The sequence below is a fragment of the Paenibacillus sp. TSA_86.1 genome (assembly GCF_052691815.1).
In genome coordinates this window covers 1,043,051-1,066,435 of record NZ_JBQZGE010000001.1, presented here as the reverse complement: position 1 = coordinate 1,066,435, position 23,385 = coordinate 1,043,051, and the positions used below count along the sequence as shown (strand labels likewise).

Genomic DNA, 23,385 nt, shown 5'->3' with positions numbered 1-23,385 from the left:
TGTAACTCGCTCCTTAACGGTGGTCTGCACCAACCGCCTCTGAAATATGATGATAACCGTCCTCACGCAGCAATTCGCGCAATCCGGCATGGATCCGGCGATTCACTTCAGGTCCTTCATAGATCAACGCAGTATAGATTTCCACCAGACTTGCCCCGGCTTTAATTTTCTCGTACGCATCCTCACTTGTAAAAATACCACCCGAGCCGATGATCGGAAGCTTGCCTTCCGTCTGTCTGTACACCTGACGAATGATTTCCGTTGAACGTTCACGTAGCGGCTTGCCACTAAGCCCGCCCGTTTCCTTCGCATGCTGATGCGAAAGACCTTCACGGCTGATTGTCGTATTTGTGGCAATGATACCCGATACTCCACTCGCGGCAATCGTACTAACCATGTATTCAAGTTCCTGATCATTCACGTCAGGCGCTATTTTCACAAGCACAGATTTGGCTTCTCCGCCAGCTTTAGCCTGTTGAAGGTTCATCTCGGTCATCACCGCAGCCAACAATTCTTTTAATTCATTCCCATGTTGCAGATTACGCAAATCCGGTGTATTTGGTGAACTGATATTAACCACAAACAGATCTGCATAAGTATATAACGCCTGTATACATTTCGCATAATCCAGATGAGCTTCCTCATTTGGAGTTGCTTTATTTTTACCGATATTGACCGCTACGGGGATACGTCGTTCCTGAAGGCGGGCAAGCTCGCCTGCCATCGCTTCTGCACCCAGATTGTTGAAACCCATTCGATTCACCAGCGCCTCATCTGGCGGTAAACGGAACAAACGAGGCTGATCATTGCCGGACTGAGCCAGCGGCGTCACCGTTCCCACTTCCATAAATCCGAAGCCGATGGAGGAAAACCCGGTTACGGCCTGTCCGTTTTTATCCAGACCTGCGGCTAGACCAACCGGTGTAGGAAAATGACAACCAAACATGTCCACTGCCAGATCCGGTGTTTCACGTACGCCGTACATGACACGTAGTCCGGACGGAACTGGACGAACTCTGCCTACACCGCTAAGGCCACCAATGATTAGATGATGGGCCTGCTCAGGATCCATTTTAAACAATAAAGGTTTAGCAAGACTTTTGTATAACAAATCACTCACTCCGTTCTGGTTCGGTACGCCATATGGCCGCTCTCCGTCCTCATATGTAAAAAAACTCTACACACAAGTCTAGCCGTTTCTCCTTCAAAAAGAAAGTCATTTACGCATAGACAAACAAAATTCAATTCAGATGATCTATGCACAAGAAATCAACCCAACTACTGGAAATAGCGGGCCAAATTCTTTACAATGAAAGCATGGTTACTCTAGACCAGTTCGATACCTATTAAGGAGGACGAAGAAAACATGGCTCAAAAACGCAAACCACCTGCATTACAGCAAAAAAAAGAAGAGGTTAACCGCAAAGCCATTATATGGACAGCAGCCAGTGTTGGCGGTTTAATCCTTATCATCGGCGCACTGATCATTATTGCCAATATGTAGATGATTCAGTAAGCCAGCCGGACATACATATGAAGATCTTTGAGATGAACGGGAACATTGCCGATACATCAGAGATACGCAGGATCAATTAAGCCAGTGATATGTTTTGTTTGGATTGTTCTGCTGCGGAACAAGTTTGTACTTATACCGCTGTTCGGCTTGCGGAGCAGGCGTAAGCTCTGGCAGCAGGTCTTTACCGATGCGCACCGGAGTTCCTTGCGGAGCAAGGGCGAACAACTCCTCCACATCCGCTTTGCTCATTCTCACACATCCAAGGGACTCGTCCAGTCCGATGCTATCAGGCTCATTAGTCCCGTGGATGGCATAATTCGTATTCGAGAGCTGCATGCCTCGACTTCCAAACTCTCCATTCGCGTGACCATTCGGATTAACAACCTTATCCGTAATGACATATGAGCCCTCTGGCGTCCGCTTCCCGCCCAGGCCCACTTCATACATCCGTACGATCGTACTCCCGCTTATGAGTGCCAACCTGTGGTTACTCTTGTCAATAACAATCTCAAGCGGTTTCTCTAAAAACGGCTGTCCACCCAATGTATCCGCAAACGGGGCCTTTTTCGCAGCGGACGATTCAACAGCCTGCGGTATCCCGTCACCAGTAGAACTCCCCTCCCCAGCTCGAACCTTGGCTTGAGACATCGCTAACAACGCTGGAAACATCTCGCTCATTTCAGCTGAAGTTTCACCCAATATATTGTTAGGAAACGGCTGTGCCAGTGCTGCGACACTCTTCGGCCAAGTTTTATGCTGCTTATGATAGGATATGATGGCACTGGATAAAACGGCAGCTGTCTCCTGTTTGCTCGTCCAAGCGAGACCCAACCGTTTAATCTTCGAGGATACTTCAGGAGGTTTACAGTTACATTGTTTTGCATCATAACTCTGAGCCGTAAGTTTGCCTTTTGAATTGGTCTGCACAATATATTTTACGGGCATAACCCGCTTCCAGACCAACCATTTATCCGATGTCTGCATACCGAGTACAGCTGTAGTATGAAGTCCATTACCCGATCTTGACCAGACTGCGGCAAGAGCAGCCCCTCCATCATTTTGGCCGCCAAACGCAGCCGCAGTGAACACATTGCTCTGTTCCACAGGTGCTGTACTCGCTCCTCGTTCTTTGTTCACAGGCGATGCATCTGATGCATCATCCTCAGTCTCCAGAGCTGCGGATAACGCGTCAGCCACCTCATGTTTACCACCCGGGGCATCTGCAGGCGGAAGTCCCGCTAACAGCAAAAACATGAGCAGCGTCAGCCACATTTTGCGTCTGCGTCTCTTTTTCTCCTTTTGCTCAGACTCCTCTACCAGCTTCTCCTGGTAATCCATCCATATGTCGGCAGGAGCTTTACTGCGTTCAAAAGCTTCGTACACTTCGCCCGCTTGTTGGAAACAATAATTCGCCTTCGCTTCCTGTCCTTCGCCCAGATACTCTTTGCCAAGCAAATACCAAGCCATTTTATTATCTGGATGCTTCTTGACATATGACCTTAGATCCGTGTTTTGCATCTAATCCTCCACTATTCCGCCTTGTGCTTATAGAGTATATATCGGCAGCCACAGGCAAAATGTGCATAGGACTTCGTTACTTGGTACTAACCATATAAACATACAAAAAAGCACACCTTCTGTCACTGGGACAAAACATGTGCCTTGATATACAATATGAAGAAAAAAATTAACCTTCTTTATTAAAAGGCTCGTCCGCTACTTTAATGGAGTCTGTAGGGCAGCCATCGCATGCATCCTGCATATCATCGAACAAATCTTCAGGAATAGCCTTGATTCCATGGTTGGCATCACCATCAAAAATAACTTCTGCCAAACCTTCATCATCATAATCATAGATATCTGGAGCTGTTGCTCCGCAAGCGCCACATGCGATGCATGTATCTTTTTCAACCCAAGTATACTTACTCATTATACAATCTCTCCTCCTAGGATTCTCCACGAACCGTGTTTTTATCTAAAAACATATTAAACCAAAGTTAGAATAATTACAAATCAAATTGCAACAACCACAACTTTATATTATCCCTATTTAGTCCAGACTTTGCAAGTTATCTTTTTGCAGTGACGTCCCCCTTACCTTGTGGTTGCGAAGCAATGTGGAAGGATCATCACCCAGCATACCTGCAGTGACAACTGCATTCTCACCAAACTTATCCCGTAACTGATCCATAATACGAATCAAACTTTCCTTTTTTGGCTTCTGCTCATATTCGAACAAATCCATCTGCACAGCGGATTCCTCTCGTGGAATCAAATTCTGCAGCGTGATGCCAAGCATTCGTACAGGCTTTCCGCTTCCCCAGTGTTTTGCAAAGAGCTGGCAAGCCTCTCGGTAAATGACTGCTGCGTCCTCTGTAGGGATATCCATCATGCGTGACCTCGTGATCGTTTTCATGTCAGGGGTACGAATGGTGATCTGAATGCCCTGACTGAACATTTCATGTTTGCGTAATCTTCGGGCGACCTGATCACTGATGTTTAGAAATACCCGCTGGATATCACTTTGTTCAGAGACGTCGGCTGGCAGTGTCGTCGTGTGTCCAATGGACTTGTTCGCTTCCCGTTCAGCAACGACCGGAGAATGATGAATACCATTTGCCGAATTTTTGAGCCATGTTCCATTAACACCAAACAGGTCAGTCAGCATTTTTTCATCCGATTTAGCCAATTGACCGATCGTATCAATCCCCAGCTTTTTGAGTTTCTCAGCCGTCTTTTTACCGATGCCAAACATCTCGTTACACGGTCTGTTCCATAAAATGCGCGGTACATCCCTCATCCGCAAAATCGATATACCGTTTGGCTTTTTAAGATCAGAAGCCATTTTGGCGAGTAGTTTGTTCGGCGCAATACCGATGGAACAAGGCAGGCCAAGCTCATCCCTGATCCTATTCTGGATCTGTTCAGCGATTTCGACAGGTGTACCGAATTGTTTGGAACCCGTAATATCCAGATAACACTCATCAATCGAAGTTGCTTCCAGCAGCGGCGTATAACTATATGCAATCTGCATAAAAGCTCTGGAGTATTGACGATACAGGTGAAAGTCAGGTCGAATTACAATCAGATCAGGACATTTTTTCATTGCTTGATGTACAACCATGCCCGTGGAGATCCCTCTGCCTCGGGCTGTGTATGAACAAGTAACAATGACACCTTTGCGCAGTTCACTGCTTCCCGCAACGGCAGTTGCCTTTCCACGATATAACTCCGGCTCTTCTGCTTCATGTACAGAGCAATAGAAGGCATTCATGTCCACATGAAGAATCACTCTGCCTGCTGCCGGATAATACTCACTTACATCGATTGGAGGATTGCTGTCTGAAGACTTCACGCCCCCCATCCTTTCTATCCTCCCGGCCCGGGAGTTCACTTTATTTTCATCCAGGTCTATTGTTGTTCTTGAAAATGGCCCGGACAACCAGACCAATAATGATCAGAAGCATAACTGCAATCAATACATTCTCCCATATTATAGTCACCGTAATCCCCTCTCTTCCGTTAAACCAAATTATAACATAGATGTCTGTTTTATATCCCCGGACGCTTTTTACATTTAAATCGGCAAATGTTTATGTTAACCTGCGAATTCAATGTAGCATTTGGCTATAATGATGCTATAATAATTAATTATACAAATTCACGCGTTTGGGACAAATCTATCAAGTCAGTTTAACACAGTGTAGCGTTGCTACATCGAAGGATTTATCCATTAACATTTCCACCTGCTTTTCAACCACACGACCAAAACTTATAAAAAAGCGCTTTACCTAAAAGGAGGATCTTCATGTCAAAGGCCATCTCCATCTTCGATACGACTTTACGTGACGGCACACAAGGAGAGGGTGTCAGCTTATCCGCAGATGACAAACTCAAAATTGCCAAAAAGCTGGACGACCTCGGTGCTCATTATATTGAAGGCGGAATTCCAGGCAGCAACACCAAGGACATTGAGTTTTTCAAAAGAGTCAAGGAACTGAAGCTGAACGCCAAGGTCGTTGCATTCGGAAGTACACGCCGCAAAGGCAGCATTGCCAGCGAAGATGCCAACTTGAAGCGTATGATTGAATCCGGGGCACAAGCAGCCACGCTGGTCGGAAAATCATGGGACTTTCATGTGCATACCGCCTTGCAGACAACACTGGAAGAAAATCTGTCTATGATCTACGATTCCATCGCATATTTGAAGCAAAGCGGAATGGAAGTCATTTTTGATGCCGAGCACTTTTTTGACGGGTTCAAAAACAACCCCGAGTATGCACAAGCCGTCTTGACCAAAGCTCATGAAGCCGGTGCGGACTGGCTTGTGATGTGTGATACCAACGGTGGAACGATGCCGCACGAAGTTCATGAGATCGTATCCAACCTGCATCGGACACTGCCTCATGCACATCTTGGTATTCATACCCATAATGACTGTGAACTGGCTGTCGCCAATACCCTTAGCGCTGTACAAGCCGGTGCCCGTCAGATTCAAGGTACAATGAACGGATATGGTGAGCGATGTGGTAACGCTAATCTCGCATCTATTATCCCGAACTTGCAGTTGAAACTGGGTTACGAGTGTGTATCGGAAGATTCCATGAAACAGCTCACCAATGTTGCCCGTTACATCAGCGAGATCGCGAATGTGAATATGCCCATTAATCAACCTTATGTTGGTAATGCTGCATTTGCTCACAAAGGCGGTATCCACGTATCTGCCATCTTGCGGGATTCCCGGACATATGAACATATCGTACCTGAACTGGTGGGCAACAAGCAGCGAGTTCTTGTTTCTGAACTGGCCGGACAGAGCAATATCGTGTCCAAAGCGCAGGAACTCGGTTTGGAGTTTGACCCAAGCAGTGCGAACTCACGCCAGATCATTGAAAAAATCAAGGATTTGGAACATCAAGGTTACCAATTTGAAGGTGCTGACGCATCACTGGAACTGTTAATTCGTGAAGCGAATGGCGATATGAAAGAACTGTTTACGTTTGAATCATTCAAAATGCTTGTGGAAAAAACGGCTGGTAAATCCGTAGTCTCCGAAGCTTTTGTCAAACTGAATGTCGCGGGAACAAGTGTGTACACTGCAGCAGAAGGCAACGGTCCAGTCAATGCGCTAGATAACGCACTTCGGAAAGCACTTGTGCAATACTTCCCTTCTCTTGCCCATATGCACTTGTCTGACTACAAAGTTCGTGTATTGGATGAGAAGGATGCCACCGCGGCCAAAGTTCGTGTATTGATCGAATCCAAAAATACAGAGAATACCTGGAACACGGTTGGGGTATCCGAGAACGTCATCGAAGCCAGCTGGGAAGCGCTTGTGCATAGCTTCAGATATGCTCTGCTTCAGGAAAAAATCTTGAACGAGCCGGATTCACTTTCGATCCCAACCCCTGGGCTAATTAATCACTAAGGTTTAAGCCCACTTTATATTTCCCGGAAAATAAAAGAAGCTTCTGCAACCATTCGTGATGGTAGCAGAAGCTTCTTTAGATGCAAAACAAGTGAGCAGACAAATCCTAATCTGCAATCAACTTTTTTATTTTTTTTTCCAGCTCTTTTTCCGGCAATATACCAAGAATGATCTCCTGAATCACACCGCGGGAATCAATCAACACATTGGTCGGAAATGCAACGCCGTTATACTGGGCATATACCGTTCCTTTTTCATCCAGCGGGATCGGGAATGAAAGCTTGTACTCGTCCGCAAAAGTTTTCGCATCCTTCAGTTTATCGTATGAAGTAACATTCACACCATATAGATCCAGCTTATCTTTGTATTTTTCCGCGAAATGGTTTAGTTCCGGTGCTTCTTGCTTACATGGCTCACACCATGACGCCCAGAAACTAACAAAGGTAGCTTTTTCTTTCGCCCCACCCACGCTATAAGTCTTACCATCCAACCCTGTCAGAGAGAACGGCGGTGCCAGCAAACCCGCCTTCGGTCCTGTCTCTGTAGGCATAGGCTGCTCTTGCTTAAAAACAGCAGCAATGCCACTGTCTGTATTCTGAGCCAGAGCTATGCCAACAAGCAGGACAACTCCAAGCAATATGTATATGTTACGTTTCATCCCTATCCACCCTCTTGTTCAGTCAAAGTGTCTCAAATGTTGTTAAATCAATTCTTTATCATATTGTACCCTTTTCCCTTAAAATTTTACAATCCGGTTAGAACAAAATAAAATAAAAAAGGACTCCTGCATGAAGCAGGAGCCAAAGAGAGAGGGGTGAATACAAATGGCAGCACTTCACGGGCAGCAAAACACCTTAACCCTTCCCCGCTCGGTGGAACAGGAAATGTCCAGGCATATGCATCTTTCGCTGCCGCAGGAAGCCTGCGGAGTTGTGCTGGGTGAATCCGCAGCGGGCGGCATACGAATCAGTCGGTTTCAGCCCATTCGTAACGTAGCGCCTGACCCGCTGCATCACTTCTTACTGGATCAAACGGAATGGATTCAATGTTTTTACTCCGAATGTACCATCGTTGGCATCTTTCACTCCCACCCGCGTACATGGCCCATTCCTTCGCAAGAAGATTTGCAGGCCCTTCCGCACTTCGCAGGAATGATACAAGCCTATCTGATCGGCGCGCCTGATCTTTCGGCTCCAGCAGTTTCAAGCGAACTGGAATCCCCCATGCTTCTGAACTCGTATCAGATTATAGCGGATGAAAAACAGCGACAAAGTGAACCATCGTCTATTCCACCCACCTATAGCCTAGTACCATTGGCACTACGCATGACTTAACCGGGTGTAGAGATCACCTAATGTCTCAACGTTTTCACGTTTCATATCCTCCAGATAACTAGACCATAACTGTGCTGTCATTCTGGCATCCTCAAGCGCATGGTGCCGCCCATAGATGGGAATGCCTCTGGATTCTAGCAATTCATCCAGTCCGTATCCCGGTCTTGCAGGTTCAAGCCAGCGGGCGAGCATCATCGTATCAATTAAACGATGGGTCAACCTAACCTTAGAGGTTCGCCACAACGCCGCATTGAGAAAAGCCCGGTCATGCGCACTCGCATGAGCAACCAATACATTCCCGCCAACAAAGGACATGAAATCATGCAGTCCCTTCAGCAACGTAGGAGCCTCTTCCGTCATCTGTTGCGTAATGCCGGTAAGTTCGGTAATATGCTTCGGCACCGCTGTTTTTGACTGTACCACCGTATAGAATTGTTCTTCTTCCAGCACAACACCGCCTCGAATGCGCACTGCACCGAAGGACAGAATTTCGTCTCCATGTTGGGGAGAAAACCCTGTTGTTTCCAGATCAAACACAACTGCATCCAGTTCATTTAGCGGTGTATGCAACACTTCAGGCCTGCGCTGCTCCCTCATCATGGAACGGATGAACGCCATATGTTGCGCCGTAGGGGCTCCCATAATGGAAGCGATGGCGGAAGGAACCCCTCCCTGACGCAGCGAATTCCAAAATCCTGTACTGCCCCTTGCCGGCTCTCTCATAGACGTCTCCTTTCTTCAAATCGCAACTGTCTTTGCAAAGCACGATGTACTCGCTTAACAAGTCCCAGAGTCTCTCTCAGATCATAAAGGATTTGCTTTTGTTTCATCTGCTTTTCATCCAGAAAACCGCTACTCTGCTGCAGTTCCTCCCGGATAACAACCGGTGTACTTCGGCGCAGCTTCAAAGCCGCAGAAAAAGCACGTTGGCAGGTATCCGTTAACTGAAACGGAATCGCCTCAAGTGAAGTCAGTCTCTCCATACGTTTTAATGTCGATGATTCCTGAATCCCATGCTGCAAAGCCAAAAATCTGGCACTGTTGACCAGCGGAATATACACACCGTATTTGACATCAAAACCGCCTGCGTGTTCACCAAATCGCTCTGTAACCACACGTCCAAGTATATTCAACGTTGCCTTATGCTTTACTGTATTACGCAGCACGGCGTCCGAAAGTTCAGGCACTCGGCGAAACTGTTCGTAAAAACTCGCAAGCCAAGCATCTGCCAGACTAACCTCACCCGCAATAAAACGCATATCGGAAGCAATAATCAGGTTGCGGACAGGCTCCCAGTTCAGGTCAGAACTCCATTCGGAGAGCTGCTGCTTCCAGGATTTCAGCGTTTTACGCCATAGCGGCTCCGAGCACATCACCTTACCTTCACATTTGGCATAACCCAACTGTTCCAATAGATCAGCAATACGTATTCCCAGTTCCGTAAAATATTCTTCTTTTCCTGCATGCGGAGCATCGCTGATAATCATGCCATTATCCTGATCACTCCATAATGTCGCTTCTTCCCTGCCGGAGCTTCCGAATACGATAAAGGCATAGGGGACGGGAGGCTGGCCTAAGCCCTCCTCTACCATCCCCTGAATGCATAACTCTACTGCTTTCCGTGCAATGCGGTCATGCAGTTCATTTACCGTCTCGTACCATTCTACCAGCGACAAGGAAGCGGACAGTGATTTCTGGAGCTCTCTCTGTAAAATGACGCGCGCCTGGCGCAGTTCATCTGCAGAAACCGCACCATCGATCCCTTGATAAGACCAGGAAAGATTTGTTGTTGAGATAGGTTCCATCATATCCAGCCTCCTTGAAGCAATTTCAATCATCATCTACCTCAGGAGCTGAACGTACCGCCCGACTTGGATTCTGTATGTTTCATTTGCTCAGGATATCCATACGTACCGTGTTCACTCAGATCGAGACCCATGGTTTCTTCTTCTTCAGTAACGCGGATCCCCATCAAAGCTTTCATACCACCGAGAATGATGAAGGACATCACGAGCACGAAGGCAAATGCACCGACAAGACCTAATAACTGTACCCCCAGTTGGTGGAACCCACCCCCATAGAACAGACCTGCTTGACCTACGCCCACTTTCTCAGCAAGTTCAGGTGTAGCGAACAGCCCTGTGGAGATTGCACCCCACATACCAGCGATACCGTGTACGGAGAAGGCATAGATTGGATCATCAATACCTTTGCGCTCGAAATATTGAGCCGTGAAGAAAGTAATGATACCTGCAAGTGCACCGATGACCAGAGCCGCCCAAGGTTCTACGAAAGCACAAGCACCTGTGATAGCTACGAGTGCCGCAAGCACACCGTTTAACATGCTAGGAATATCTGATTTCCCAAGAACTGCCCAGGAGATCAACAGTGCCGCGACACCACCGGCAGCTGCAGCGACGTTTGTAGTCAATGCCACATAACCGAAGAATCCTTCACCCATCGCGGACAACGTACTACCCGGGTTAAAACCGAACCAACCGATCCAGAGGATAATGACCCCGAGTACGGAATACACTTGGTTATGACCTGGAATGATGTTAGGTTTTCCATCTTTATTGTATTTACCGATACGTGGTTTTAGCAAAATAGTAGCTACCAGCGCCGCAGTTGCACCAGTCAAGTGAACAACTGTTGAACCCGCGAAATCTTGCATACCCAGCTCTGCAAGCCAGCCACCGCCCCATACCCAGTGAGCAACAACCGGATACATAATAATGGTATACAGTGTACCAAACACGATATATACGCTCATCTTTGCACGTTCTGCCATACCACCGCAGGCAATCGCCAGGGAGACAGCAGCAAATGCAAGGTGGAATATAAATTTAATGGTTAACGGAACATCAGAGGCAGCCAGTGAATCAAAGGAAGATGCCATGTTGTCGCCACTCATGAAGAAACCAGTTGTTCCAAAGAATCCGTTACCGTTACCAAACCCGAGGCCAAAACCAAGTCCCCAGAATGCAATCACTGAAATGCCCAATGTCAGGATTGTTTTACCCGCAATATGTCCTGCATTTTTCATTCGTGTCGAACCTGCTTCAAGGAGTGCAAATCCCCCTTGCATAAAGAACACCAGCACTACGGCCAAGAAGGTAAATGCAGAGTTCAGACCACTTTGAAGTTCAATATTTGTTGGCCCCTCTGCTGCTGCTGCAAATGCACTCATCGGAAATGCCAACAAAGTAAGCATTGCTAACATTGAAACTAACCATTTCTTTCTCATGTACCCCACTCCCTCGAATGTTATGTTTATTAACATGACGTGAAACTCTTAATGTCATTATAAGCAGAAGTTAGGAAAGTTGACAAGAGTATTTTAATCAATTCCAAAAATATTTTATGGGAATAAAGTCTTACGTCTTTTTCTTGCACTTAAGTACATATTCACATGCCTTGAGCACATAGATATAAGAAGGAAGCAAGCTATCGATCAAAGCATAACGTTTGACTGTACGGTTCATGTTCATGTATCATACTTATTAGTAAGAATAATTGGGCGTGTTCGATTGAAGCGCTTGTGGAAACTACATTTCCCTACATTTGAACTTGCAAGCGAGGTGAATATCATTGGGGATATGAAACTTTTTAGAATTGGCGAACTCGCCAAAACGGCTGGTGTAAGCGAACGGACAATTGACTATTACACAAAGCTCGGGTTAATTGCTCCCGAAGAGCGCACACAAAAAAATTATCGTCTCTATAGTCATGAAACCTTAACCAGACTCGAACGTATTGTACAGATGAAACAAGAGAAGTATAGTCTCGAAGAGATTAAGCATTCTCTTGAAAAGTGGCGTCTGGTCAGTACAGAAGAACAAGTAGCAAGCAAACTGACAACACTTGAACTTCATGTACAGCAGCTTGAGCGAGAGGTCAATGAACTAAAACCACTGCTTGGAGAGATGAAACCTGTACAAGCTCGCAAGATGATGGCAGGACTACTTACCAAAAGCGCCGGTACAATGGAAGCATTGAAAATCTTGCTTGAGCACACCATGATGTAGCTTATTAAGAAAGCGGAGGAATGGATATGAGTTTTAATAACGGTATGTTCGTATTGATTATCATCGCCTTTTTGCTCTCATTATGGGCGCAATTTCGCGTTAAAGGCACCTTTAGACGCTGGTCAGAAGTACCCAACCAGAACGGAATGACTGGTTATGATGCAGCCCGTCACATGCTTGACGCCAATGGCCTGCACGATGTACCGATTGAACCCGTTCGCGGAGCACTCTCCGACCACTACGATCCGATTAACCGGGTTGTACGTTTGTCAGAACCTGTGTACTACGAAAAGTCCATCTCGGCCTTATCCGTTGCCTGTCACGAAGTAGGCCATGCCATTCAACATAAGGAAAGTTACCCTATGTTGGCATTACGTCACCGGATTTTCCCGATTGTAAACTTTGCATCCGGACTTGCACCGTTCCTCTTGATCGCAGGTTTCCTCTTTAACGCCATGAATCTGGTTGGAATCGGTATTATCTTCTTCTCCGTTACCGTCGCATTCCAATTGATCACATTGCCGGTCGAGTTTAATGCCAGCAATCGAGCACGTGAGATCATGGTCTCTGAAGGTTACATCCGCAATGAAGAAGAAAAAGGCGTAGCCAAAGTGTTGAACGCCGCTGCTTTGACTTATGTTGCTGCTGCATTGATCTCCCTGCTTGAACTGATTCGTTACATCGGAATCTTTAACAGCCGCGATTAATTACCACAGCCGATAAAATAACTAAAAGTTAAATAAACAAACAAAACAATACCCCACCGTTATTCGGATGGGGTATTGTTTTGTTGTAAACCGAAGTATTGCAGCAAAAACGAGCGAAAAGATTGGGCAACCAATGGCAGTTTATCATCTGCACGATGAATCAATCCTATCGTTCTGGTTACCTTCGGATGAGAAATCGCCACATGCGCAGGTTGAAGAGGGTTCGTCTGAAATAATGCCATTTCAGGCAGGAGACTGACCCCCATACCCGCAGCTACCAACCCGCGAATCGTATCCGTTTCCTCACCTTCAAAGGCAATTTTCGGTGTGAATCCAGCTTCCAGACAGGCATGCCATACAATTGGTCGTAAGGAATACCCTTTGCTAAACAACACAAACTTCTCATCTTTCAACTGCTCCAGCGCAATGGTCTCCTCCCCTGCAAACGGATGATTTGGCGGCAAAATTGCATGTAACTCCTCGGTCAGCACAATATCTCCAGCAACCTGGTCATGTTTTTCCGGAAATGGTGAAATAAACGCCAAGTCCACTTCCGCTGATAATACATCCCTTATCAATGTTGGATACATACCCTGCTTAAATCTGAATTTCACATTCGGGTACTTCTGACGAAAAGCCGCTACTACAGAAGGAATCAGATGAATTCCGAGACTGTGCGGAAAACCGATCCGAATCTCCCCGTGTTCCGGGTCAAGAAACTCATGCACCTCACCAACGGCTTTGTCGAGATCCTTCAAGATACCTTCTACCCGTTTGCAAAAAAGCTGCCCTACCGCAGTCAACTGCAGATTCCGTCCTTTTTGCATAAAAAGATCAACGCCAAGCTCTTCCTCAAGCTGATGAATCTGCCTACTGACTGCGGACTGTGCCACATGTAGCTCTTCAGCCGCCTGTGTAACATGTTCCTTCTGAGCCACTTTTAGAAAATAATGCAACTGTCTTAATTCCACTTGCCTGATCGCTCCAATCTGTTTTACCCTACTATATCTTTGATCACATTCCGTCTTGAGAACGTTCCGACTACTTCTTAAAAATACGAGGTTTCCACAAACGAATAATCAAACCATAAATAAAGAATCCGCCGAGCAAACCACCTAAATGCGCCATCCAATTAATGCCTGACATCGCAAAGGAGAAAATAATCCCGAACAGCAGCAACGTATACATCGTTTTGCGCGAGGTTTCATCCATAATGCTACGCTGGAACAAGGCCACATAGAGAAATGCCCCATAGACAGCATAAATCGCACCAGACGCCCCTACCGAAATCGTAATTTCGCCGACCGAATTGTACCATGCAACAGCAAGAATATTACCTACCACGCCTCCTCCAAGATACAACACGCCGTATCTCAACGATCCGAGCAAACGTTCCATCGGTGGTGCAAACACAATCAGCGCAAAACTGTTAAATAAAAGGTGACCGAAACCCGCATGCAAAAAGATGGAAGATACATAACGCCACCAATCCTGAGCAAACAATTCATAATTCGTCAGCGCGCCAAACTTGAGCAATACCATATTGTTCGTTGATCCGCCATTAAGCGATAACACGATAAACATAACCACATTTGCAATTAAAAGAATCGACGTCAAAGGGAAGTACTTCAAATAATCTTTCCAATTTTCATAACGAATAAATATCATAGATTTTCACTTTCACTCCACCCTGTTAAAATCAACCTATCTTTTAAATCCATCGTACAGATTCACGCCCAGATTGGACAATGTCTTTCATAAAAGATTATAATGGATTTTGGCACGGATCACCAATTTATAAGGAGGAACATTATTTATGACACAAGAACGTAAAGGCGCAGCCACATTTAAAGGCAACCCTATCACATTGATCGGACCCGAATTGAAAGTGGGCGACCAGGCACCTGACTTCACTGTGAGCAAAAACTTGATTGAAGATGCGTCTCTGAAAGATTTCGCAGGCAAGATCAAATTAATCAGCGTTGTTCCTTCTCTGGATACTGGCGTATGTGATGCGCAGACTCGCCGCTTCAATGTTGAAGCTGCTGATCTCGGAGAGAACGTTGTTGTATTGACTATCAGCGTTGACCTACCATTCGCACAGGAACGTTGGTGCGGTGCAGCTGGCGTTGACCGCGTAGTTACTCTTTCCGATTACAAAACACGCTCTTTCGGCGAGAACTTTGGCGTCCTGATCAAAGAATTCCAACTTGATATGCGCTCTATTTTCGTCTTGGATGCCGAAGACAAAATTACATATGTGGAGTACCTGCCTGAAATGACAGACTCCCCTAACTTCGAGCAAGCTATTGCTGCAGTAAAAGCCTTGCTGTAAAATAGGTTCCATATGTGCAGCATAAAAGCGAGGAAGGCCAGCCTTCTCTCGCTTTTTGTTATTTCATCATTTATTTCACTCATTCGCCTTATACTTGCTCAGCTTTTTATCCAGTATAGAGAACAAGTGCATAATCGTACGATAGTTTGAACCAAGATCCCCCATTGACCCGCGAGAAGCAGAGTACATATCCACCGCACTCCGAACAGGGCTTACCGAAATAATGGAAACTGTAATATCCATCGTGCGTCCAAACGTTGTACGTTTCTCCAGTATAATCTCACCCACTGAATGTACTTCATGTAATACTTTATAACCCGGAATTTTCTTAAGTGTCGAAGATACCTCTTCCCAGGCTTTTTCTTTGGATAAATTGTAATACCGCGTTTTTAATTTGGGATCCTTGGCTCGATCGCTGGTCCCCTCCATACTTCGGATGATACCGACGAGCGTTCTCTTTAAGGTCAAGACCCTTCCTCCTTTGAGTGTAACCGTTCCAGTTATGTATTCTAGTGTAACATTGTTCAAGTAGTAACAAAAGGGTAAGCATCATATTTAACAAAAATACACGGACAATTCCACCCCAGATTCAATGCATCATTCATGTCAAACAATAAACCAACATAAAAACACCCCAACTTCCTCGTAAAAGGAAAAGTCAGGGTGCTGTACATCATAAAAAATAGAAACCCGCCTATGCCGTCCGGCTACATTGTCTTATGAACCTGCTTGGCAGGTGGGTGACTGCAAAAATGCATTTGAAGTCCCCATGTCGTATAGACAGGGCTTTTCAGCAACATTCTGTGTTAATCTCCCGAAGACATCATCATTGGTTCAAAACAACGAATAACCGAAACGTACATCGCAGGATGTACAATTATTATATCCCTAACTGTGTAAAAAGTAAATGCCATACAGACATGTTTTATTTTTGCTGTGTAAAGTCTTTGGGATTCAAAGGTTCGGCAGGTTGCAGATCATCCTGTTCGGCTGGTTTTTCAGCCAACGCAGCAGCTTCTTCTTCCTCTTTCTTCAATTGAAGCTTTTGCATCTGTTCCTGCATCTTGTTGTAGGTCGCATAGAAGTTAAAGAATGCAAACCAAGCTACAATACTCATAATGAAAAAGATAAACAGCACCGGATAACGCAATCCGAAATAGAACAGTAACCCACTCCCCAGCAATGTGGAGAACACACGGAAAGGTCGAATCAGCGTCAGCAGAACTGCATTTTTGATAATGAGCCCAATCGACATGTGATAGTGAACGACCATCGAGAAGAAGTTAAACAGAGACACAAACAATAGTAACAACAGCACGAGCATAATAATTCCGACAAGCTGCATGTTACGGAACTGCGTCATATATACCGTATAGTCCAGATACATGATAGCGAACAGCAGTGTGTAGAAAATACCCCCGATTAAACTTTGTTTGTAGTTTTCCTTGTAACCTGTGAAGAATGTACGGAAGATCGGTACATCCGTATCCCCCATATTCCATTTACGAACAACCGTAAACAATGCGGATGTCGCAGGAAACAGTGTAAGCGGTGCCACAATGGCAATAGCCCAGTTCATTTGCAATGATTCGTTAGCGAGATTCTGCTGCATCACGAGCAGTTTCATAACCATGAAAAACAAGAACGGTGACGAACAGATCGCCCACAAAAGATTGCTTGCGGCCAGTCTTGTAATCCATTCGGTCAGCCGGTAAAGCCCGCCCATAGCTCCTTTAAATTCCAAACATTTCTCCTCCTCCGCACCTTGCGTGTAACCTGAATTCTAATATTAATATACCTTATTATATATAGGAAAAGCCAGCATTTCCCGAAAGAAGATCCCTCTAACTTAACCTCACAGCTCTAATAAATGGAAATTTCATGAACATTTACAAAGTAAAAAGGATGGAGCAGCATCCTGCCCCATCCTCGTTAATATTGCACTTATTCGAAAGAGTTGTCTCTAGCAGGACGACGTCCTTCGTTGTTGCTTGGACGCGGTTTGCGGTCACGGTTGTAGCTTCCGCTTCCACCGCTGCTTCCACTTCCACCAGTGTTACGGTCACGATTATAACCGCCACGTCCGCCGCCGCTGCTGTTGCGATCACGGTTGTAACCACCGCCGCTGCTTCCGCTGCTGCTACGGTTACCGCTGTAACCTGATGGTTTACGTCCGCCCGAACGCACATCCGGTCTGCGGCGTTTTGCACGGATCGGATCTTCAGGAGTCAGATCCACCTGAGCATCTTTTTTATCACCTGTCAGGAGTTTCAAAGCTGCGGACAGCAATTGTACGGAATCGTACTGCTCCAGCATTTGAATAGCGATACCTTTGTATTCATTGAGTTCACCGGATTGAACAATCTCCAGGAGACGTTCAGCCGTTACACGTTGTTTCCCTTCAACCGCTTCTGCCATTGTTGGCAACGGTTTACGCGGAATACGGTGACGTGTTACACGCTCGATGAAGTGCAGGTGATCGATCTCACGCGGTGTTACGAAGGACCATGCTGCACCCTCTTTACCCGCGCGACCTGTACGGCCAATACGGTGAACATAACTTTCAGGGTCTTGCGGAAGGTCAAAGTTAACTACATGTGTTACGCCGGATACATCGAGACCACGAGCGGCTACGTCTGTAGCAACGAGTACATCAATGCTGCCATCACGGAACTTACGCATTACTGTATCACGTTGGTTTTGAGACAAGTCACCATGAAGACCGTCAGCCGAATATCCACGTTTTTGCAAAGCTTCAGCCAATTCGTCAACACGACGCTTTGTGCGTCCGAATACGATAGCCAGTTCTGGAGATTCCATATCCAGCAAACGGCTAAGTGCCTCGAATTTTTGACGCTCAGGAACTTCAATATAAGCCTGATCAATCAACGGAGCGCTGACTTGTTTAGGAATAACAGAAACGTGTTCTGGATTATTTAAGAATTGTTGAGCCAATTTTTGAATATTAGGAGGCATTGTTGCAGAGAACAACATCGTTTGACGCTCGTCTGGAACTTGTTTCAGGATGGATTGGATATCCTCCATGAATCCCATATCGAGCATTTCATCTGCTTCGTCCAATACAACAGTTTGTACATCATCAAGTTTGATTGTTTTGCGGTTGATGTGGTCAAGGAGACGTCCCGGTGTACCGATGATAATCTGTGGTTTTCTTTTCAATGCACGAATCTGACGTACGATGTCTTGTCCGCCGTAGATTGGCAGGGAGCGCAGACCTTTGAAACGAGTAAGTTTTTCGATCTCTTCAGCGACTTGGATCGCAAGTTCACGTGTAGGTGCCATAATGAGGGCGCGGATTTTATCATCCGTTTTGGAGATTTTGCTGATCAACGGAATACCGAATGCCGCTGTTTTACCCGTACCTGTTTGAGCTTGACCGATCAAATCTCTGCCTTCAAGTGCCAGAGGAATGGATTTGGATTGGATCGGCGTTGCTTCTTCAAACCCGAGCTCAGTGATGGCTTGCAGCACCAGTGGTTCAAGATTGAAATCTGTGAAATTTAAATTTGTCAAAATTATTCATACTCCTTTTATATGGTGGACATGGTGGACAATCCACTTTGTTGTCTGTATTCTTAAGTAGCGTTAATATTTATAGGGTATCCCAATGGGACGAATTATTTTCATGAACGAACATAATTCCATGAATGGGTCCCCAAGATAAGACTAAAACTACAATCATGGGTTTGAAACATTTCAAATTTTAGCTATCGATTTGGGAAAAGTTTCCTACTCAAGAATATCCACAAATCATTATATCATAAAACTATTCAAGATTACCAGCAATCTGGTTTTAAATAAAAATGAGGTGATTAAATTGCCCAAAATAATTTGGCACTCTTTAGTGATCATTTTGGGTGCTGCAGCGATTGCTTGCGGCTTCAACTGGTTTTTGGTACCCCATCAGCTTCTCAGCGGTGGAGTATCAGGTATTTCCATGCTTTTAGGTTATTTTACGAATCTGAATCTTAGTATAATGTATTTTGTTCTTAACATTCCCCTGCTCATAGCAGGTTGGTTTATTCTTGGACGACGTTTCATTATATTGAGCATTGTGTCGGTAGCAGCCACCTCCTGGTTTATTGGACTGCTGCCTGTTTCTGCTGTCTCCTCCGACCCACTCTTAAGCTGTGTGTTCGGCGGAGTGCTTGTTGGACTCGGCACAGGGGTATCCTTCCGAGTTGGCGGCTCTACTGGAGGTCTGGATATTGTAGGCTCTATATTCACAAGAAATCGTGATTTTCCAATCGGTACCGTCATGGCAGGTATGAACGGAGCTATCATTCTACTAGCCGGTTACTTGAACAATAACTGGAACAGCGCTCTCGCCTCCATGGTGTCGATCTATGTTACTGGTAAAGTGCTGGATCTCATTCATATCAGTCATATCAAAGTAACGTTGTACATTATCACGAACGAAACCGAAGCCATGTTGAAAAAACTGCTGAGCAGACCGCGCGGAGTTACAAAAATTAAAACGCAAGGGGCATACACGGACATTGAAAAGGATATGTTAATGACAGTGACGACCCGTTACGAATTGGTTGAGATCAAACGGATTATCAAAGAAACCGATCCGAAGGCTTTTGTTAACATTGTAGAAACGGTGGGTGTCATGGGCTCATTCCGACGCAGTTAGACATACGCCCGTTAACAATTCATAAGTTTGTGGTATAATAATGGTGCACCGCTCTTAAATATGTTGTAAGCAGGTTCTAACCTTTACTTTTCACAAAGCCATATGCTTTCCCGATTCGCGCCGAATGACTTACCATTTTGGAATTCGAGTAGGAAAGGGTGATGATTGTGGATACGGAAACGGTAAAACTGTTTGATATCGTCAACAGATGGTGCCCTGAAATGCTCCCTTTCTTGAAACCGAATGAACTCGACTCACTGATTGTTCTCCGGGATGGGCTGGGCATCCTGGAACAGGGAGATGCATTGGAAATTATTCAGTACAGTATTTGTGAGCATCAGAATGATGTATATATTCAATAATTTTTTAGACCGTTTACGCCGCTTCTTGACGAGGTATTCCTCAGTCAGGAAGCGGTTTTCAATTTTTCCACATGTTTCATAAAAGGATTAATATGGTTAAAAGCACGGAGGACTTTGCTGTATAATACAATTATGGAATGTACATAAAGGGAGTGGAAAAATATGAACATACTGTGGGCCTTGTTCGCATTGGCATTTGGAGGTTTTGGGGGTTCGTCCGCAGCGCAAGATCATGGCAACCATATGTCAGTACCCTCACTCAACAGCAGTTTTAATAGCGCTATCATCCAATCACAAAAAGATCAGGTCGTCATCGACGCTAACAATCCTCCTGCCAAGGTAGACCCTCAACCCGATGCACCTGTCGTTAAAGGCATATATGTCACCGCATACAGTGCAGGTGGTGCAAGAATGGCACAATTGCTGGAACTGACAGATCAAACCGAACTGAACGCTATGGTTATTGATGTCAAAGATGATCTGGGATACATTACCTACCCCACGAAAAACACAGCAGTGAACAGAATGGGCGAAGCGAAGTCCTTCATTCGGGATATCGATGCCATGATGAAACGATTAGAAAAACATAAGGTTTATCCCATTGCGCGTATCGTTGTATTCAAAGATACCATTCTTGCCAAAAAGAACCCCGAGCTTTCCTTCCGTAATCAAGACGGCTCTGTGTGGGCCAACGGTAAAGGAGACAGTTTCGTGAATCCCTACAGCAAGGAAGTCTGGGATTATAACATTGAAATTGCCAAAGAAGCTGCCAAGCTTGGTTTCAAGGAAATTCAGTTCGACTACGTTCGTTTTCCTGAAGGTTTCGAAACGCGCGCGGACAAACTGAAGTACACCCAGACGGATCAATCACGCGTAGACGTTGTCGCAGAATTTGTGCAATATGCACGCAAAGAACTTGCACCGCTTGGCGTTCGAGTCTCGGTAGATATTTTCGGTTATGCAGCCTCGGTGCCAGCAGCCGAAGGAATTGGTCAGGATTTCGTGAAAATATCAGAAAACGTGGATGTCATCTCGCCCATGGTATACCCAAGTCATTATTCAACGGGCTGGTATGGTGTGAAGGACCCTGACAAAGACCCTTATACTACCATTAAAGGTTCCATGAAGGACACGCATAAGAAGCTGGACCCCACGAAAGAACTCAAACCGGTCATTCGTCCATGGATTCAAGACTTCACAGCAAGCTGGCTGGGCAGCGGACATTATACGAAGTACGGCAAGAAACAGGTAGAAGATCAGATCAGAGCGATGAAGGAAATGAATGTGGATGAATATCTGCTGTGGAATGCATCCAATCGTTACACACCTGGCGTGCAATACAAATAATTTGAACTCATACGTACGGATATTCCTTTAACCTCACCCATCTCGAAACAGCAACCTTAGTTCTCCCAACCTCGACCCGTTCATAACGGATCGAGGTTTTTTTAGATGCCCTGGGCATTCTAATGAAGTCTAACTTTAAGACGCTCTCTTTTGAAGCACTATTCAAATCCTTAAAAATCCTCTACAATAAATAGCTGTCTGATGTGACATCAGAATGATAACTATACAGGATCGCGAGGCACTCTCAGTGAATATGAACACATCGAATTTTTCACAAAAAATCAAACAGTTCCTGGTTATATTTTTACCTATCTTCACTACTCAGATTGCCTTATCGGCCATGTCATTTTTTGATACCAATATGTCCGGAAAGTTCTCCCCCGCCGATCTCGCAGGCGTCGCCATTGGTACAAGCCTTTGGATGCCCATACAAACGGGACTTAGCGGGATACTGATGGGCATAACACCCGTGGTCTCCCATCTGCTCGGCTCGCGGCGACACGAGCAAATTGGACATAGCGTCATCCAGGCCCTTTACCTAGGTATTACTGTGGGACTACTTGTACTTGGTGCTGGCGCTCTTCTGCTAAGTCCCATTCTAAATGGAATGCCGCTGGAGCCACATGTTGCGAATGTAGCATTTTATTTTTTATGTGCGCTTGCCTTTGGCATCATGCCTCTGTTCGGGTACACGGTGCTGCGCAGTTTCATGGATGCACTTGGACAGACACGTGTCACCATGCTCATAACCCTCGTCTCCTTGCCCGTCAATATTGTGCTGAACTATCTGCTCATCTTCGGGCGCTTTGGTTTCCCTCAATTGGGCGGTGTGGGCGCAGGCGTAGCCACGGCTTTTACATATTGGCTTATTTTCCTGATCAGCCTGTTTTTTGCCCATCGCATGGAGCCTTTTGCCCAGTATCGTATATTCCGTCAATGGTCACGGATCTCTCTGAGTAAATGGAAGGAACTTTTGGCTATTGGTATTCCAATTGGATTCGCTACCTTTTTTGAAACGTCCATCTTCGCCGCAGTTACCTTGCTGATGAGCCGATTCGATACGGTCACCATAGCCGCGCATCAAGCAGCGCTGAACTTTGCTTCCACGCTCTATATGTTGCCTGTGAGCATCTGTATGGCACTCACCATCCTGGTAGGTTTCGAAAATGGGGCTGGACGACTGAAAGATGCCAAACAGTATAGTTTGCTTGGCATCGGGGGAGCAATCGGGCTCTCTTTGATTACAGCGATCATATTGGTCGTTTTTGGAGAGTCGATTGCAAGAATTTACTCTAATGAACAAGAAGTTATTACGCTAACCCAGCATTTCCTGATCTATGCAATCTTCTTCCAAATCTCGGATGCCATTGCAACACCCACACAAGGAGCGCTACGCGGGTACAAAGATGTAAATCCGGCATTGATGATTACCTTTGTCGCTTATTGGATTATCGGTTTACCCGTTGGTTATTTTACAGCAACCTACACTTCGCTTGGGGCATTTGGATACTGGATTGGTCTTATTGCAGGACTCGCAGTGGGTGCCACTGCACTTCTATGGAGACTTTTCCGGGTACAGAAACATGCTGCGCTTCGCACATAAGGTAACCACTTATATCCTAAATAAATAAAGAGCACAGCCCGCATGATTCGGAGCTGTGCTCTTTA

23 protein-coding genes and 1 other RNA gene are annotated in these 23,385 nt (G+C 45.6%); 10 read left to right on the top strand and 14 right to left on the bottom strand.

The window, feature by feature from the left end:
• Window positions 1-13: 13 nt before the first annotated feature.
• Window positions 14-1,111, bottom strand: a complete 1,098-nt coding sequence (locus tag ACUTVW_RS04950) for a quinone-dependent dihydroorotate dehydrogenase (RefSeq protein WP_445644734.1) — start codon at window positions 1,109-1,111, stop codon at window positions 14-16.
• Window positions 1,112-1,366: 255 nt separating this feature from the next.
• Between ACUTVW_RS04950 and ACUTVW_RS04945 the strand changes: the two genes are divergently transcribed.
• Window positions 1,367-1,504 (top strand): hypothetical protein, encoded by a 138-nt coding sequence (locus ACUTVW_RS04945; protein ID WP_434751832.1) that lies wholly within the window; start codon window positions 1,367-1,369, stop codon window positions 1,502-1,504.
• Between the two features lie 84 nt (window positions 1,505-1,588).
• Here ACUTVW_RS04945 and ACUTVW_RS04940 read toward each other — a convergent pair whose 3' ends face one another.
• From ACUTVW_RS04940 to ACUTVW_RS04930, 3 genes are all read right to left on the bottom strand, one after another.
• Window positions 1,589-3,034, bottom strand: coding sequence for a L,D-transpeptidase (locus ACUTVW_RS04940; RefSeq protein ID WP_445644733.1), 1,446 nt, complete (start codon window positions 3,032-3,034; stop codon window positions 1,589-1,591).
• 169 nt (window positions 3,035-3,203) lie between these two features.
• The gene (locus ACUTVW_RS04935) at window positions 3,204-3,446 is read right to left on the bottom strand and encodes a ferredoxin (protein WP_421897132.1); all 243 of its coding nucleotides are present in this window, start codon (window positions 3,444-3,446) and stop codon (window positions 3,204-3,206) included.
• A 120-nt stretch (window positions 3,447-3,566) separates the two neighbouring features.
• The gene (locus ACUTVW_RS04930; protein ID WP_445644732.1) at window positions 3,567-4,880 is read right to left on the bottom strand and encodes a DNA polymerase IV; all 1,314 of its coding nucleotides are present in this window, start codon (window positions 4,878-4,880) and stop codon (window positions 3,567-3,569) included.
• A 444-nt stretch (window positions 4,881-5,324) separates the two neighbouring features.
• Between ACUTVW_RS04930 and cimA the strand changes: the two genes are divergently transcribed.
• Window positions 5,325-6,944, top strand: coding sequence for a citramalate synthase (cimA, locus tag ACUTVW_RS04925; protein WP_445644731.1), 1,620 nt, complete (start codon window positions 5,325-5,327; stop codon window positions 6,942-6,944).
• A gap of 106 nt (window positions 6,945-7,050) precedes the next feature.
• Here cimA and ACUTVW_RS04920 read toward each other — a convergent pair whose 3' ends face one another.
• Window positions 7,051-7,602 carry a TlpA disulfide reductase family protein gene (locus tag ACUTVW_RS04920; RefSeq protein ID WP_445644730.1) on the bottom strand — a complete coding sequence of 184 codons (552 nt, stop codon included), beginning with the start codon at window positions 7,600-7,602 and terminating at the stop codon, window positions 7,051-7,053.
• Window positions 7,603-7,768: 166 nt separating this feature from the next.
• Here ACUTVW_RS04920 and ACUTVW_RS04915 point away from each other — a divergent pair, with 166 nt between their 5' ends.
• Window positions 7,769-8,278, top strand: coding sequence for a Mov34/MPN/PAD-1 family protein (locus ACUTVW_RS04915; RefSeq protein ID WP_445644729.1), 510 nt, complete (start codon window positions 7,769-7,771; stop codon window positions 8,276-8,278).
• Here the strand turns inward: ACUTVW_RS04915 and ACUTVW_RS04910 are convergent.
• The 3 genes from ACUTVW_RS04910 to ACUTVW_RS04900 are packed head-to-tail and all read right to left on the bottom strand — an operon-like array spanning window position 8,264 to window position 11,525.
• On the bottom strand, window positions 8,264-9,001 hold the full coding sequence (locus ACUTVW_RS04910) for an exonuclease domain-containing protein (RefSeq protein WP_445644728.1): 738 nt from the start codon (window positions 8,999-9,001) through the stop codon (window positions 8,264-8,266). The two genes, ACUTVW_RS04915 and ACUTVW_RS04910, sit on opposite strands and share 15 nt — an antisense overlap.
• Window positions 8,998-10,083, bottom strand: a complete 1,086-nt coding sequence (locus ACUTVW_RS04905) for a DUF294 nucleotidyltransferase-like domain-containing protein (RefSeq protein ID WP_445644981.1) — start codon at window positions 10,081-10,083, stop codon at window positions 8,998-9,000. Before ACUTVW_RS04905 ends, ACUTVW_RS04910 begins: the two co-directional genes overlap by 4 nt.
• A gap of 41 nt (window positions 10,084-10,124) precedes the next feature.
• Entirely contained in the window at window positions 10,125-11,525 is a 1,401-nt protein-coding gene (locus ACUTVW_RS04900; protein ID WP_445644727.1) for an ammonium transporter, read from the bottom strand.
• Window positions 11,526-11,877: 352 nt separating this feature from the next.
• Here ACUTVW_RS04900 and ACUTVW_RS04895 point away from each other — a divergent pair, with 352 nt between their 5' ends.
• Both ACUTVW_RS04895 and ACUTVW_RS04890 read left to right on the top strand, forming a co-directional pair.
• The gene (locus ACUTVW_RS04895) at window positions 11,878-12,306 is read left to right on the top strand and encodes a MerR family transcriptional regulator (RefSeq protein ID WP_434751839.1); all 429 of its coding nucleotides are present in this window, start codon (window positions 11,878-11,880) and stop codon (window positions 12,304-12,306) included.
• A 26-nt stretch (window positions 12,307-12,332) separates the two neighbouring features.
• Window positions 12,333-13,013 (top strand): zinc metallopeptidase, encoded by a 681-nt coding sequence (locus tag ACUTVW_RS04890; protein WP_434751840.1) that lies wholly within the window; start codon window positions 12,333-12,335, stop codon window positions 13,011-13,013.
• Window positions 13,014-13,072: 59 nt separating this feature from the next.
• On the opposite strand, the gene ACUTVW_RS04885 is transcribed toward ACUTVW_RS04890, so the two are convergent.
• Both ACUTVW_RS04885 and ACUTVW_RS04880 read right to left on the bottom strand, forming a co-directional pair.
• Entirely contained in the window at window positions 13,073-13,984 is a 912-nt protein-coding gene (locus ACUTVW_RS04885) for a LysR family transcriptional regulator (protein WP_445644726.1), read from the bottom strand.
• 70 nt (window positions 13,985-14,054) lie between these two features.
• A complete protein-coding gene (locus ACUTVW_RS04880; RefSeq protein ID WP_445644725.1) occupies window positions 14,055-14,681 on the bottom strand; it encodes a rhomboid family intramembrane serine protease in 627 nt (208 codons plus the stop codon).
• A gap of 148 nt (window positions 14,682-14,829) precedes the next feature.
• Between ACUTVW_RS04880 and tpx the strand changes: the two genes are divergently transcribed.
• Entirely contained in the window at window positions 14,830-15,348 is a 519-nt protein-coding gene (gene tpx, locus ACUTVW_RS04875) for a thiol peroxidase (protein ID WP_445644724.1), read from the top strand.
• Between the two features lie 75 nt (window positions 15,349-15,423).
• Here tpx and ACUTVW_RS04870 read toward each other — a convergent pair whose 3' ends face one another.
• The 4 genes from ACUTVW_RS04870 to ACUTVW_RS04855 all read right to left on the bottom strand — a co-directional run bounded on the left by ACUTVW_RS04870 (window position 15,424) and on the right by ACUTVW_RS04855 (window position 18,882).
• Window positions 15,424-15,816, bottom strand: a complete 393-nt coding sequence (locus ACUTVW_RS04870; RefSeq protein WP_445644723.1) for a DUF1499 domain-containing protein — start codon at window positions 15,814-15,816, stop codon at window positions 15,424-15,426.
• 215 nt (window positions 15,817-16,031) lie between these two features.
• A non-coding RNA gene (gene ssrS, locus ACUTVW_RS04865) (6S RNA) lies at window positions 16,032-16,222 on the bottom strand.
• Between the two features lie 51 nt (window positions 16,223-16,273).
• Window positions 16,274-17,092 (bottom strand): YesL family protein, encoded by an 819-nt coding sequence (locus ACUTVW_RS04860; protein ID WP_445644722.1) that lies wholly within the window; start codon window positions 17,090-17,092, stop codon window positions 16,274-16,276.
• Between the two features lie 200 nt (window positions 17,093-17,292).
• Window positions 17,293-18,882, bottom strand: coding sequence for a DEAD/DEAH box helicase (locus ACUTVW_RS04855; RefSeq protein WP_445644721.1), 1,590 nt, complete (start codon window positions 18,880-18,882; stop codon window positions 17,293-17,295).
• Between the two features lie 304 nt (window positions 18,883-19,186).
• Between ACUTVW_RS04855 and ACUTVW_RS04850 the strand changes: the two genes are divergently transcribed.
• The 4 genes from ACUTVW_RS04850 (at window position 19,187) to ACUTVW_RS04835 (ending at window position 23,320) form a co-directional block, all read left to right on the top strand.
• Window positions 19,187-20,008, top strand: a complete 822-nt coding sequence (locus ACUTVW_RS04850; protein WP_434751847.1) for a YitT family protein — start codon at window positions 19,187-19,189, stop codon at window positions 20,006-20,008.
• A 161-nt stretch (window positions 20,009-20,169) separates the two neighbouring features.
• Window positions 20,170-20,370, top strand: coding sequence for a hypothetical protein (locus tag ACUTVW_RS04845; RefSeq protein ID WP_445644720.1), 201 nt, complete (start codon window positions 20,170-20,172; stop codon window positions 20,368-20,370).
• Between the two features lie 162 nt (window positions 20,371-20,532).
• Window positions 20,533-21,717, top strand: coding sequence for a putative glycoside hydrolase (locus ACUTVW_RS04840; RefSeq protein ID WP_445644719.1), 1,185 nt, complete (start codon window positions 20,533-20,535; stop codon window positions 21,715-21,717).
• 253 nt (window positions 21,718-21,970) lie between these two features.
• Window positions 21,971-23,320, top strand: a complete 1,350-nt coding sequence (locus tag ACUTVW_RS04835; protein WP_445644980.1) for an MATE family efflux transporter — start codon at window positions 21,971-21,973, stop codon at window positions 23,318-23,320.
• Window positions 23,321-23,385: the final 65 nt, after the last annotated feature.

Bases quoted from the DNA above. Each gene is read 5' to 3' on its own strand.
- ACUTVW_RS04945 (WP_434751832.1), top strand. From the start codon at position 1,367: ATGGCTCAAAAACGCAAACCACCTGCATTACAGCAAAAAAAAGAAGAG.
- ACUTVW_RS04940 (WP_445644733.1), bottom strand. From the start codon at position 3,034: ATGCAAAACACGGATCTAAGGTCATATGTCAAGAAGCATCCAGATAAT.
- ACUTVW_RS04935 (WP_421897132.1), bottom strand. From the start codon at position 3,446: ATGAGTAAGTATACTTGGGTTGAAAAAGATACATGCATCGCATGTGGC.
- ACUTVW_RS04930 (WP_445644732.1), bottom strand. From the start codon at position 4,880: ATGGGGGGCGTGAAGTCTTCAGACAGCAATCCTCCAATCGATGTAAGT.
- cimA (WP_445644731.1), top strand. From the start codon at position 5,325: ATGTCAAAGGCCATCTCCATCTTCGATACGACTTTACGTGACGGCACA.
- ACUTVW_RS04920 (WP_445644730.1), bottom strand. From the start codon at position 7,602: ATGAAACGTAACATATACATATTGCTTGGAGTTGTCCTGCTTGTTGGC.
- ACUTVW_RS04915 (WP_445644729.1), top strand. From the start codon at position 7,769: ATGGCAGCACTTCACGGGCAGCAAAACACCTTAACCCTTCCCCGCTCG.
- ACUTVW_RS04910 (WP_445644728.1), bottom strand. From the start codon at position 9,001: ATGAGAGAGCCGGCAAGGGGCAGTACAGGATTTTGGAATTCGCTGCGT.
- ACUTVW_RS04905 (WP_445644981.1), bottom strand. From the start codon at position 10,083: ATGGAACCTATCTCAACAACAAATCTTTCCTGGTCTTATCAAGGGATC.
- ACUTVW_RS04900 (WP_445644727.1), bottom strand. From the start codon at position 11,525: ATGAGAAAGAAATGGTTAGTTTCAATGTTAGCAATGCTTACTTTGTTG.
- ACUTVW_RS04895 (WP_434751839.1), top strand. From the start codon at position 11,878: ATGAAACTTTTTAGAATTGGCGAACTCGCCAAAACGGCTGGTGTAAGC.
- ACUTVW_RS04890 (WP_434751840.1), top strand. From the start codon at position 12,333: ATGAGTTTTAATAACGGTATGTTCGTATTGATTATCATCGCCTTTTTG.
- ACUTVW_RS04880 (WP_445644725.1), bottom strand. From the start codon at position 14,681: ATGATATTTATTCGTTATGAAAATTGGAAAGATTATTTGAAGTACTTC.
- tpx (WP_445644724.1), top strand. From the start codon at position 14,830: ATGACACAAGAACGTAAAGGCGCAGCCACATTTAAAGGCAACCCTATC.
- ACUTVW_RS04845 (WP_445644720.1), top strand. From the start codon at position 20,170: ATGATTGTGGATACGGAAACGGTAAAACTGTTTGATATCGTCAACAGA.
- ACUTVW_RS04840 (WP_445644719.1), top strand. From the start codon at position 20,533: ATGAACATACTGTGGGCCTTGTTCGCATTGGCATTTGGAGGTTTTGGG.
- ACUTVW_RS04835 (WP_445644980.1), top strand. From the start codon at position 21,971: ATGAACACATCGAATTTTTCACAAAAAATCAAACAGTTCCTGGTTATA.